The 11,474-nt window shown below is 68.7% G+C and carries 12 protein-coding genes and 1 pseudogene; 8 read left to right on the top strand and 5 right to left on the bottom strand.

Going from position 1 to position 11,474, the window contains the following annotated elements; genetic code table 11:
- Positions 1–146: 146 nt before the first annotated feature.
- Positions 147–857 carry a helix-turn-helix domain-containing protein gene (locus tag AB0E85_RS27055; RefSeq protein ID WP_361932140.1) on the top strand — a complete coding sequence of 237 codons (711 nt, stop codon included), beginning with the start codon at positions 147–149 and terminating at the stop codon, positions 855–857.
- On the opposite strand, the gene AB0E85_RS27050 is transcribed toward AB0E85_RS27055, so the two are convergent.
- Positions 839–1,414, bottom strand: coding sequence for a dihydrofolate reductase family protein (locus tag AB0E85_RS27050; RefSeq protein WP_361932137.1), 576 nt, complete (start codon positions 1,412–1,414; stop codon positions 839–841). The genes AB0E85_RS27055 and AB0E85_RS27050 overlap by 19 nt on opposite strands.
- Positions 1,415–1,496: 82 nt before the next feature.
- Here AB0E85_RS27050 and AB0E85_RS27045 point away from each other — a divergent pair, with 82 nt between their 5' ends.
- Positions 1,497–1,763 carry a hypothetical protein gene (locus AB0E85_RS27045; protein WP_361932134.1) on the top strand — a complete coding sequence of 89 codons (267 nt, stop codon included), beginning with the start codon at positions 1,497–1,499 and terminating at the stop codon, positions 1,761–1,763.
- Between the two features lie 178 nt (positions 1,764–1,941).
- Here AB0E85_RS27045 and AB0E85_RS27040 read toward each other — a convergent pair whose 3' ends face one another.
- Positions 1,942–2,325: a hypothetical protein gene (locus AB0E85_RS27040; RefSeq protein ID WP_361932132.1), complete on the bottom strand. Its 384-nt coding sequence runs from the start codon at positions 2,323–2,325 to the stop codon at positions 1,942–1,944.
- Positions 2,326–2,787: 462 nt separating this feature from the next.
- Here AB0E85_RS27040 and AB0E85_RS27035 point away from each other — a divergent pair, with 462 nt between their 5' ends.
- Positions 2,788–3,237, top strand: a complete 450-nt coding sequence (locus tag AB0E85_RS27035) for a hypothetical protein (protein ID WP_361932130.1) — start codon at positions 2,788–2,790, stop codon at positions 3,235–3,237.
- Positions 3,238–3,250: 13 nt separating this feature from the next.
- The gene (locus tag AB0E85_RS27030) at positions 3,251–3,544 is read left to right on the top strand and encodes a DUF6192 family protein (protein WP_361932127.1); all 294 of its coding nucleotides are present in this window, start codon (positions 3,251–3,253) and stop codon (positions 3,542–3,544) included.
- Positions 3,545–3,931: 387 nt separating this feature from the next.
- On the opposite strand, the gene AB0E85_RS27025 is transcribed toward AB0E85_RS27030, so the two are convergent.
- Entirely contained in the window at positions 3,932–4,549 is a 618-nt protein-coding gene (locus AB0E85_RS27025; protein WP_361932124.1) for a hypothetical protein, read from the bottom strand.
- A gap of 143 nt (positions 4,550–4,692) precedes the next feature.
- Here AB0E85_RS27025 and AB0E85_RS27020 point away from each other — a divergent pair, with 143 nt between their 5' ends.
- Together AB0E85_RS27020 and AB0E85_RS27015 are read left to right on the top strand one after the other, a co-directional pair.
- On the top strand, positions 4,693–5,295 hold the full coding sequence (locus AB0E85_RS27020; RefSeq protein ID WP_361932122.1) for an SMI1/KNR4 family protein: 603 nt from the start codon (positions 4,693–4,695) through the stop codon (positions 5,293–5,295).
- A 263-nt stretch (positions 5,296–5,558) separates the two neighbouring features.
- Positions 5,559–6,401: a S41 family peptidase gene (locus AB0E85_RS27015; RefSeq protein WP_361932119.1), complete on the top strand. Its 843-nt coding sequence runs from the start codon at positions 5,559–5,561 to the stop codon at positions 6,399–6,401.
- On the opposite strand, the pseudogene AB0E85_RS27010 reads toward AB0E85_RS27015, so the two are convergent.
- Positions 6,349–6,582 (bottom strand): annotated as a pseudogene (locus AB0E85_RS27010) (hypothetical protein); the annotation flags it as partial. The gene AB0E85_RS27015 and the pseudogene AB0E85_RS27010 overlap by 53 nt on opposite strands.
- Positions 6,583–6,793: 211 nt before the next feature.
- On the opposite strand from AB0E85_RS27010, the gene AB0E85_RS27005 reads away from it, so the two are divergent.
- A complete protein-coding gene (locus AB0E85_RS27005; protein ID WP_361932116.1) occupies positions 6,794–7,789 on the top strand; it encodes a YdcF family protein in 996 nt (331 codons plus the stop codon).
- Positions 7,790–7,927: 138 nt separating this feature from the next.
- Here the strand turns inward: AB0E85_RS27005 and AB0E85_RS27000 are convergent, their stop codons facing one another.
- Positions 7,928–8,302, bottom strand: coding sequence for a hypothetical protein (locus AB0E85_RS27000; protein ID WP_361932114.1), 375 nt, complete (start codon positions 8,300–8,302; stop codon positions 7,928–7,930).
- A gap of 263 nt (positions 8,303–8,565) precedes the next feature.
- On the opposite strand from AB0E85_RS27000, the gene AB0E85_RS26995 reads away from it, so the two are divergent.
- Positions 8,566–11,277, top strand: coding sequence for a tetratricopeptide repeat protein (locus tag AB0E85_RS26995; protein WP_361932112.1), 2,712 nt, complete (start codon positions 8,566–8,568; stop codon positions 11,275–11,277).
- The last annotated feature ends 197 nt before the right edge of the window (positions 11,278–11,474 follow it).

The raw sequence follows: 11,474 nt of genomic DNA, 5'->3' as shown, positions 1-11,474 counted from the left end.
GGCGCAGAGCACGTCCGCTGGCCCACCTGGGCGGACCTGCGGACCTGAAGCCCGATCGCGACGTGACCGGCGGCTTCCAGGAGGTCACGGGGGGCAGGCACGCTCTCGGCCGGTCCCCGAGACCCGGCCCGGCGTATCCTGCGGGGGTGGAGCTGCGCTTCGGGACACGTCGGTCGGACTCACCGTGGGTCGACAGCGTATGGACCTGCACCAGCGAGCAGGTCACGGCGATGACGTCCGTCGCCGGTGTGCGCTGGGGTCTGGTGTTCTGGGAGCAGGACGCCCGGTCCTACGCGGCCGTCACCGGCCCGGAGACACGCACGAGCACGGCGCCCGTCCCGGAGGGCGCTGCCTTCACCGGCATCGAGTTCGCCCTGGGCACCTCGCTGCGGGCCCTGCCCGCACCGGAGCTGCTCGACGGCGGCGTAGAGCTCCCCGACACCACACGCAGGACGTTCCGACTGGACGGCGCCCGCTGGCAGACCCCGGGTGCCGATGACGCCGAGCACTTGGTGGAGCGGCTGGTCAAAGCCGGGATCGTGGTGCGTGACCCGCTCGTCGTCGAGGTATTGCGAGGTCTCGAACCGGCGGTGTCGGGAAGGACCGTGGAGCGCCGATTCCGGGCCGCCACCGGTTTGACGCGGGGTGCGGTACGGCAGATCGAGCGGGCCCGTACGGCGGCGGAACTGCTGGCGGCCGGTGACACGGCCGCCGACGTCGTCGTCAAGCTCGACTACTTCGACGAGCCGCACCTCGCCCGGGCGCTGCGCACCTACGTGGGCCGCACCGCCGGGGAATTGCGCAACGGCACGGGCGGCGCGATCGCACTCGACCTGGGTCAGCGCTTGACGTCGTAGACCAGCTTCAGGATCCCGTTGGAGTAGCTCTCCGACTCCCGCAGTGACAGCATCTGCTTGTCACGGTCGGCCCGGTGGAACAGGCTCTTGCCGGCGCCGAGCAGGACGGGGAAGACGAGCAGGTTGTACTGGTCGATCAGGCCGGCTTCCGACAGCCGCCGCGCCAGTTCGGCACTCCCGTGGATGTAGATGGAGCCGCCCTCACTTTCCTTGAGGCCGGCGACGTCCTCCGTCGTGCGCAGGATCGTCGACGGCCCCCACCCGCCGACGAGAGCGTCGTCCGACAGTGAGCTCGACACCACGTACTTGGGCAGTTCCTTGTAGGAGGCGTGGTCCTCCGAGGCGGGCCAGACCGACGCGAAGGCCTCGTAGCTACGGCGGCCGAACATTAGCGCCGACGTGTCGGCAAGCTCCTCGGCCTTCAGCGACCAGGCCTCCGGTACGAACTCCAGGTCCTTCACCACCCAGCCACCGCTGCGGTGCCCTTCCTCGGGCCCGCCGGGCGAGTCCAGAACGCCGTCGAGCGACATGAAACCGGTGTAGACCAACTTACGCATCTGCGTCTCCTCATCACGTGCTGGGCTCCTGGGATCAGGCTATGTCTCGCCGGGACGGGCGTCTTGGACGGAAACGACATCAGTGCTCCGGCCGACGTTGTTGTGGCAAGCGTTGCTGAAGACCTGGCGTCTCAGCCGCGGCAAGACGCTGACCCGGGCGGGTTACGAGCCGACCGGAGGGCTGGACGGCGCCGTCGCCACGACCGCCGAGCAGGTCCATGACCGGTTCACAGAAGGTCAGTCGACCGCCACCCGCCGGGCGTTGCTGCGCGGCAGCGTTCCGGCGCCACCGGGTGTTCAGGGCGTCCCCAGGGTCGGATTGCGGGAGACGGAGTGCCGGTCGCGGTAGCGGGTGGCGGCCATCAGGTTCGATCGTGAACACCTGACGCCTTCCGGGTGCGCAGTACAGCCACGAGCGGCCGGCTCTACCACTGCCCGCTGCACACCGAACGTATGACGAGATCGTGGCCCTTTCCCGAGGGGAGCGTCGCCTCACAAGCAGCAGCGGCCTGAACCACCAGAGTGCGCTACCGCACCACACAGATATCTGGCAGCACCGAAGTCTCCGCGCCTTCCCGGACCAGAACCCGCTGAGCCAGCTCGCGAGCCTGGCCCCACCCGACGTCGCTGATCAGAGCCGCTTTCGTCCACCGATCGGCGGACTCATCGCGAGTCATCTCATCGAAGATCGAGTCGATCATCCGCAGGTCAGGCAGTGCACCGCGACTGAGGAGTCCCTGCTCCACCAGGCGCTCGGCCATGCGGAACGCGTGATCGAAATCGAGGGCGATCTCGTCCGTCACGACACCGTGTTTCTCCAGCCATGCCGTCTGGGCCGGCGCAGACGCAGCCAACACGATGAGCGCCTCCATCAGGAGGCGACGGGGCAACGCGGGATCCGGACTCTCCACGCCCCGATCGTGCCACGACTCCACAGAACAGGAGTACCCGCTTGTTCGACCACGACCAACTTGACGCAATAGCGCCGGAGGTGCCTCAACCGCCCTTACTGGCAGGGGCGGTGGCATCCCGAGGGCGACCACTCCTCCTACGACCGCTGCACCCCGGTCATGGCGACACGCTGGAGGAGCTGCGCGAACACGGCCCGGCCTGGCATCCCGCCTCCTGGCGCTTCGGGCCACGACCACCGCCGGCCGCTGCGGAACGCGATCGGCAAGCGCCGGCCTCATGGAACGTCGACGGCGGTAGACGACGACCAGGGCTCGGAGAGGTTCGGGCAGGGGCGGAGTGAGTAACAGCTTGGACTCGTGACCCCTAGTCGGCCCGGGCACTGGCATGCTCGGGTCATGGGCGGACGCGAGGGGGTGCGGAGTGGAACGACCGGAGGGTGTCTGTTCCATGGTTGTCTGACTGTGCTCGTGCTGCTTCTTGTGTGCACCGTCGGGCTGGGGATCTGGGCGGTCACGGCGGATGACCGCGCCGAGAGCCAGGCCCGCGCCGATATGCGGAGTGACGCCGAGACGCGGCAGGAGAAGCTCGTCGGGGCGGCGGCCGACGGCGTGCTGGACGACAGCGAGATCGCTCGGGTTCTCCCTCGGGGAAAGCCGGCTCAGGGCCTGGTCAGGGTCGAGCGGCACGGGCCTGACGTCATAGTGACGGCAGAACTGCTGGGCGTCGGGCCAGGGGTCTTCCTCACCAGAGAGACACTCGTGAACGGATGCTTCACCTTCACCATCACACCGCACGGGCGCGGCCACCGGATGACTGAGGCCACCACCAAGGAGCTGGCCGTGGAAAACGAACCACAGTCCGCGTGTACGACGGCACGAGTGCCGTCTCCCAGCGCCTCCCCCAGCCACTGAATTCGGATGAGCGGTGACGTCGGATCCGATCGCTGGAGATGTGGTGAACGCGGTGGACGGCCTCCCGCTGGCCGAAGGAGCCCCGGGCGCGGGGGCCTCCTATACGGTCCACCCGATCCTGGCGGGGATCGCGGACGACGAGGAGCGGTTCGATGCGATCGGCACTCCGCCCACGGGGAAACCGCGGTGGACGCCGGACAAAGCGAACCGGCCGGCGTGCCGTCAGTCGTCGAGGCCATCACTCCTCAGGAGAAGGCCAGCGCAATCTACACGCTCGCGAGGGACGAGGAGGTCGGGGCGACGGTGACCGGCGACGTGCTGCCGCTCCCCCCGGGCAGTGGTCGGGCACCATTGGGTGCCTCAGCCGGGGCGAGCGCGTCGTGGGGCGGCGGCCGGCGGACGTGCTGCTCGACGAGCTCAACCGCCCGGGCCGCCGCTGGAACCAGTCGCGGGCCCTAGGGAATCGGCATGGGCCGCTAGCGTGACATCCGTGGTGGTGCGGCTTGGGTGAGTGTCTCGGCAGCCGAGAGTAGACGGCTGCCGAGGGTGTGCTCGCTGAAACGTGATCAGATCGGCCCGTCGGACCGGGGCGCGCCGGTCTTCCGGTTCGGTCGACAGTGACACTTCGGCCGCTGCGCAGTTGCGCGTACAACGTTCGGAGCAGTAACCAGGGCCGGCTGCCGATCCTAAGTGCCTAGCTCCGCAGGCCGATGACGGCCCAGTCGCGGCGGGCGGCCTGGCTGACGACGTCACCCCATTCGGTGACGAGCCGTGAGAACGACGGGAAGTCACGGATCCAGCCGATGGGTTCGGTGAGATGACGGTCGAAGGGCTCGCGCAGTGAGCCGAGACGGGGCGCGACCTGCCCCCAGAAGCGCTGCAGCGCTGCCACCTCCTGCGGCAGCAGCCAGAGCATGACATCGAGTCGAGAGGTCCAGTCACAGGCGCCCGGCTCCACAGTCGGAGAGAAGCCCGACGTCTGCGACGCGTAGGTGGAGCCGCCCCAGAACAGCGGTGCACTGAACTGGTCAAGGGAGTCTCGCAGCGGCACATCGACGAAGGCACGCAGTTCGTCCCAGCGTTCGCCGGCCCAGAAATGCGCTTTGTACGAGGTCATGGTGTCGAGGAACTCGTAGCGCGCCCACCACCCGGTCTGCGCGGGATCGGGCCACGTCCACCCCGGCGGGGGGTCGTAGTCGTACACATCGTCCGGGCCGAACGCGGCCTCCATGATCAGGTCGTCCCGCTGTCCAGCCGGCACCGACTCCAGATGGGCCCAGTCGATGATCAGGACCTCCATGCACACGCCCATGCGGTCATCATACGAATTCGGCTCATGCGCTCTGACTGTGCCGGGCACCGCCCAGGTTGTGCCTCCTTGACTTGGCGCTGTGAGGCGGACGCGCTTCAGGCCGGCCAGTGGCTCGATGTCGTTGCCCGCGTGAGCCCTGGTGGATGATGTTCCGCATGATGATGCGACCTCCCCGACGAGGCATAGTTCCTGTTGTGCCACCGGTCGCGACATCCTGGCGCCGCATCGACGCCTGGTTGTCCCGGCACGCGTCCAGGGCTCTGGCAGACCTCAGGCCCCCGGCTTCGTGGCAGTCCCTCCAGGAAGCCGAGTCGCGTTTGGGGTTCCCTCTTCCTGAGGATCTCCGCCAGTCGCTGCGATGCCATGACGGAGATACATCCCTGCTGGGTGTGCTCCCCTGCCGGAGGCTGTACTCGGTGTCGGAGATCATCGAGGTCCGCGAGAGGCGGATGGAGGTATGGGAACCAGAAGACCCGGACCAGGCGGAAACGCCCTGGTGGGGAACGAGGTGGGTCCCGCTCTCCGGAAGTGACGGTGACGACCACTTCATCGATGCCGGGGAAGGGATGTGGCACAACCACCTTGGCGATGCTGTTCACAATGACCGGGCATGCTTTCTGGGGTGGCCCAGCCTGGGTTCATGGCTCCACGAGGTGGCGGAAGCCATGGAGCATCACGGCCAGACTTTCTGGTTCGGCGCAGTGACCGCCCCCAAGGTCGACAGCAGCGGAGACATCGACTGGTGAATTCTGAACCGGGGTCGGCCGTGCGTTGATCATCGGAAGTTAGGGTCACCAATAGATCGACTGGTTTGGCTGACTGGGAGGGCACATGGTTCGCGGGCGTTTGCTGCATTTAAGGGCTGCTGGGTTGGTGTGTGTACTCGCTGTCGGGGCCGGGTGCTCGGGAGGGGAGGCGTCGCCCCCTGGCCCGGCAATGTCTGGCAAGGCCCGGTCCTACCTGTCCACCGCGTTGGACCTCATGGAGGACAAGGCACTTCGCCGCGACGATGTCGACTGGGATGAGGTACGGCGAACAGCCTTCACCGAAGCCGGCAACGCGCAGCGTCCTGGCGATACCTATCGAGCCATTGAGGCGGCCCTGGGCAGATTGGGAGACGGGCACAGCGGCTTCCACGACCCGAAAGAGGGCGAAAAAGCTGCACGGGGAGGAGCAGATCCGCAACCCTGTGGAAGGGCGGGCGTTAGCCGGCCGCATGGGGTTTCTGTCGCTCCCCGGCGTCCTGGGATCTGAGAAGGTATATCAACAGTACGTGCGGGAGGGGCGAAATGCCGTGGCGAAGGCTGATCGTCCGAACGCCTGCGGCTGGGTGATCGACCTCCGCCGCAACCTCGGTGGCAACATGTGGCCGATGCTCGCCGTCGTGGGACCGATCCTCGGTGACGGTCATGTCGGATCATTCGTCGATGCGGACGGCAAGAAGACGGTGTGGTCCATTGAGAAGGGCAGCCCTCGTCTGGACGGTGATTCCACCGGCTGGGGAACAAGCCCTCCTATAGGCGGCGGATCGGCCCCTGTTGCGGTGCTCACCAGCCGTTCCACTGCCAGTTCCGGGGAGGCGGTGACCGTGGCCTTCCGCGGGCGCCCTGATACGCGCTCCTTCGGCGAGGACACGGCAGGCGTCCCCACTGGCAACGTACAGCATCGACTGTCCGACGGGGCGGTCCTCAATCTGACAGAAGTGAAGGACGCCGACCGCACGGGGCGCTCATACGACAGCCCCATACCGCCTGACCAGCCAGTCGTCGACAACCTCGGGCGCGGAAGAAGCAACGATCCCGTCCTGGACGCGGCAACGCGATGGTTGTCCGAGCAGCCCGGCTGCGCGTAGACGGGGCGGGTGATCAGCTGGTCGGCGCCGGTTTTCTCGCCCAGCTGGGGGTTGCGCCTTTCCGCGCGAGTCGCCTGGTCATGAGGGTGATGGCGGCTCAGGTGATCAGTGTCTCGGAGTGCTGGATGAGCCGCTCGTAGTCCCTCGCGTGGCGGCGGGCGTGCATCATCAACGCGAACGAGGGAGCGGCTGCTGCGGCTGCTGAGGCACGGGCGGCACACCGCCTGCGGGGAGCCGAAGGCGCCGCCGCCCGCCCGCGTTCGGCGCAGCACAGCAGGTCTGGGAGGATGGCCGGCAGCCGTCCGTGCCCGGATCTGGGAAGCTGCGGGCGGCGAGAGGCGGGCGCGGACGGGCAGCGGCCCGGCGGGCGGGAGAGCGGAGCGGTGCGGCACATGCCGGAGTACCCGGAGTATCTCGCTGCGGTCGTGTTCGCCGTGGCCGGCGTCGGCAACGCCCTGCTGGCACCGCGCCGGTTGGCCACCGCTGTCCTGTTCTGCCTCGCGGTGGCCTCTGCCGGACTGGGCGTGGCCGTTCGCAGTGCGGCCGCCCACCCGGCCTTCGCCACCGTCCTCGCCGTCGCTGCCATGCTCCTGGCGTTCGCGCTGGGCTTGCTGCTGCTGGCCGACGGCGTCCTCCTGGTCCGGCGTTACGGACCCCAGGCAGCCCTGCTGGCCACCGGGGCCGCCGGCTGCGCGGTGCTGGCGGTGCTCGGCCTCGATGTGGCCTTCCACGTGGTCGGCGGCGAGGCGTTCGGTGCCATCGTGATCGCGGTGAACGCGGCCGCGGGATACCTCACTTTGCTCTTCCTGGTCTTCGCCGGCTACGTGTTCGTCCGGGGCCGTGGCAACCCCCTGCCGGGAACCACCCATGTCGTCGTCCTGGGCGCCGGGCTCAACGGCGACCGGCCCGGCCCGCTGCTGACGCGCAGGTTGGAGCACGCCCTCGCGATCGACGCCGACCGCGCACCGGACACGCCTGGTGTGGTGTTCGTCGTCTCGGGCGGCCAGGGCGACGACGAGGTCCGCTCCGAGGCGGACGCGATGGCCGACTATCTGCGAGGACGCGGCGTGCCCGCCGACCGGATCGTGCGGGAGGACCGCTCCGTCAACACCGGGCAGAACCTCCGCTTCAGCGCGGCCCTCGTGGACGGCACCACTCCGGGCCACCGTGTCACAGTGGTCACCAGCGGCTTCCACGTCTACCGCACGACCTTGCTGGCCCGCCGCGTCGGCGTGCCCGTGCGCGTCGTGGGCGCGCCGACCTCCCCCGCATACTGGCTGGCCGCGACACTGCGCGAGTTCGCCGCCATCCTGTGGCTGGACCGCCTCCTGGTCGGACTCAGCCTGCTGCTGGCAGTGCCGGTGGCGACGGCGGTCTTCGAGCACTGAAGCGCTGGGCGCCGACCTCGTAAGAGGACCTGACAAAGGCGCCGTACACGGCGCGGTTGAGGAGGAGAGGCGCGGTGGGTGTCGGCGCAGTGCTCGATGCCGCGCCGGCTGATCTGCGCATACGCCGCGACGAACTCCTTAGTCCAGTGGGAACCAGTACTCCAGCGGCGCGATGAGCCCGTGCTGGTGGAGGTAATAGGCCAGTACGTGGCTCACCGGTACCTCGAGCGCGGCCGCAGCCACGGCGAACCACCAGGCGAGGTTCCACTCGCGGAGCCTGCGCGTGAAGCGCCGTCCGGATACGGACGGGGGGTGGAGCGGAGGAGGCGCCAGGGCCGCCGCCTTGGCCGTCGCCCGCGTCGCCGCCCCGTCCGGCATCGCCTCGGCCGGCAGGGCGAGTACGACGGTTGATCCGGCGGCGACGGCCCCCGCCGGTACGACAACGATCAGTACGGGCGCCGGGCGGATGCCCGGTTCGGCCTCGGGTTCGGAGGGCACGGGTACGTCGGACATAGCGGTCTCCAGCGGGATCAGCCAGCAGCGGACTGCCGCCGGCGGAAGGCCAAGGAGGCCGTTTACAAGGGGTTTCCATCGATCGGGTCACCGCCCCGCACGGGGACGACTAGGCTGGTCAGCCCTGGGTTCGAGGACTTTTCCGACGATCGCGAACCTTGCAAGCCGCACATGGTGAAAGGCCGGCGATGGGGCACGCGGAGCGGTTACGGGCGGAGCTGAACGCGCTCCATGAGGCGGCGGGTTCGCCGACCTTGGCCAGCATGGCAAACCTGGGCGCGAAGCAATTACCGCCCGTCACCGTCTCCCTCTCGTCCGTCGCCGGGTGGCTGAAGGGCCCGGCCGTGCCAAGCGCCGGCGCGTACACCCGCTACTTCCTGGCCCTCGTACGCCACCTGCAGACCGAGGCTCAGAAAGCCGGGTCGGACTACGCCCCGCGGCCCCCGCGGTACTGGGAGGCGCTTCTGGGCCGGGCACGGGCGGAGCGCAGGGCGCGCGGCGGGCGTCCTCCGAGTGCCCCGGCCGATCACGTGCCGGCGCCCGCCCCGATAACACTCCCGCCGGCCCCGGCCGGGTTCACCGGCCGGACCGACGAAATCGACCAGGTCTTGCGGTGGTTGCAGCCGCCGGACGGCGACGGTGAGCGGGACGAGGAGGCGGCGGCCATCGTGGTGTCGGCCGTTTCCGGGATGGGCGGCGTCGGCAAGACGGCGCTGGCCGTGCACGCGGCCCATCAGGCCCGGGCTCGGGGCTGGTTCCCGGGTGGGACCCTCTTCGCGGACCTGCGCGGGTACGGTGACGAACCGATTGGCGCCGCCGAGACGGCCGACCGGATGCTGCGTGCTCTGGGAGCGAAGACCAGGGACCTGCCGCCCACGCCTGATGGGAAGATCGACGCCTGGCGGCAGAAGCTGGCGGGGCTCGCGGCACAGGACCGGCCGCTGCTGGTGGTCCTGGACAACGTGCGTGACCCCGCGCAGGCCGACGCTCTGCTGCCGGGCACGCCCCACCGGGCCCTGCTCACCTCGCGGCACCGGCTCTCGGCGATGCCCGTGCGCCGGATCGAGCTCAAGCCGTTGAACGCCGCGGACGCCGTAGCGCTCCTGGACCGGGCCCTGCGCGCCGGCGGCATGGAGGACGACCGCGTTACCACCCAGCCCGAAGCGGCAGTGGAAATCGTGCAGCTGTGCGGCTTCCTGCCGCTTGCCCTGCGGATCATCGGCGCACTGCTACGGGACGAGCCGGGCCGGCCGCTGGCGGCCCAAGCCAGGGAACTGACGGACGAACGGACGCGACTGGATGCGCTGAAGTACGACGGCGTCGAGTCGGACGGGCGGCCGCTGGCCGTGCGGGCCTCGTTCGAGCTGTCGTACCGGCACCTCACGCCGGATGCGCGGCGCGCGTTCAGGCTGCTGAGCGCGGCTCCCGGCGTGGACGTGTCCACCGCGTCGGCGGCCGAGCTGTTCGACCGAGGCCCGGCGCAGGCTCGGCCGCTCCTGGCCGGGCTGGCGCGGGCCCACTTGGTCGAGCAGAGGGCGCAGGGTTGGGCCGACCAGGAGCCTGCGGAACGCGAACGCTGGTCCATGCACGACCTCTTACGGCTCTTCGCGGACGAGCGCGGGCGCGAGCAAGCCGCGTACGACGGCCGGGATGCGGCGGTGGCGCGCTTGCTCGACCACTACCTCACCACCGCTCAGGCCGCCGACACTCACCTGCAGACGACGCCAGGCTGGCCCCTCCCGGACGACTTCACCGACCGCGGTCACGCGCTGGAGTGGCTGGAGGCCGAACAGAGCAACCTCGTCGCCGCCGCCGCGGCCGCCCCTGCGCATCACGCCGCCGCGACAGGACTCGTACTGGCTCTTGGTACGTTCTTCGACCTGCGCCACCACACCAACGACTGGCTCAACCTCAGTACTGCCGCCGTCGGCATCGCTCGTGATGCCGGAGACCGTCACAACGAGAGGGCAGCGCTTGATGGTCTAGGGCGTGCCCTCATCCGTGCCGGCAGGTTCAAAGAAGCTGTCGACGTCTTCACAGCGGTTCTCGACCTGTGCCGTGAGACCGGAGACCGCCACGTAGAAGCCATAACGTTGACCAATCTCGGTCAGGCTCTGGCATTCCTGGAGAACTTCGTGGATGCCGTCAACGTCCTCACCGACGCTGCAGCTCTCTTCGGAGAGGTAGGAGACAGTCTGGGCGGGGCCAGGGTTCTGGGAATCTTGGGGCCCATCCAGATCAACCTGGGCGCATCCAGGCAAGCCGTCGGCTACTTGACCGAGGCCGTCGCTTTCTGGAGGGAGATAGGCGACCGCCACGCAGAGGGCGTAACGTTGGTCAACCTCGGACTGGCGCTGGTCGGCGCGCAAAAGTTCAGGGAGGGGGTCGAGGCTCACACTGGTGCCGTTGCCCTCTTCCATGAAAACGGTGACCTCCATGGGGAGGCAGATGCTCTGAACAACCTCGGGGCCGCATTGATCCAGATGCGGAAACTCAACGAGGCCGCCGACGCTGTCCTCAGCGCTGCTCGTCTCTCCAAGGAAATCGGATACCCTCAATGCGAGGCCAAGGCGCTGGCCAATTTCGGGCAACTGCTCCTTCGGAAGAGGAGATTCGACAAGGCCGTCACTCCGCTCACCACCGCTGCCAGCCTCTTCAGGGAAACCGGCGACCGCCACAGTGCCGCCTCCACGCTGGATCTACTCGGCCAAGCCCTCGCGGAACAAGGCAGATTTAACGAGGCTGCTGACGTCGGCACCCAGGATGCGTCGCTTTGCCGGGAGCTGGGCGACCGCCACGGCGAAGGCATCGCTTGGAAGAATGTCGGGCTCAGCCTGTGTCAGGTGCACAGGTTCGACGAAGCCGTTAAGGCTCTTTCCACCGCTGCTGCCCTCTTTCGAGACACCGGCGATCGGCGCCGCGAAGCCGAAGTACGAGCCCAACTGGCCCGGGTCTCCGGCGGGCGGCGCAACTGAGCGGCCGTCCCCCAACCACAGTCCCTGTCCCTTGAGCCGATTTCGCCGGCCTCCAGCCGACGAAGCCCCCGGACCCCACCTCCCGCTCCCTGATTGAGCGTCACTTGAGCGACACCCATTGTCGTGTCGGGCCCAATACTCCAGCCCTAGATCGTGATCTTCCTGGTGCGGGACGTCGCGGAGATGGCCGGCGTTGA

The sequence above is a fragment of the Streptomyces sp. NPDC029044 genome, assembly GCF_040637495.1.
Taxonomy (GTDB): Bacteria; Actinomycetota; Actinomycetes; order Streptomycetales; family Streptomycetaceae; genus Streptomyces.
The sequence above is the reverse complement of the archived record's forward strand: the minus strand, read 5'-3'. Positions and strand labels throughout refer to the sequence as shown.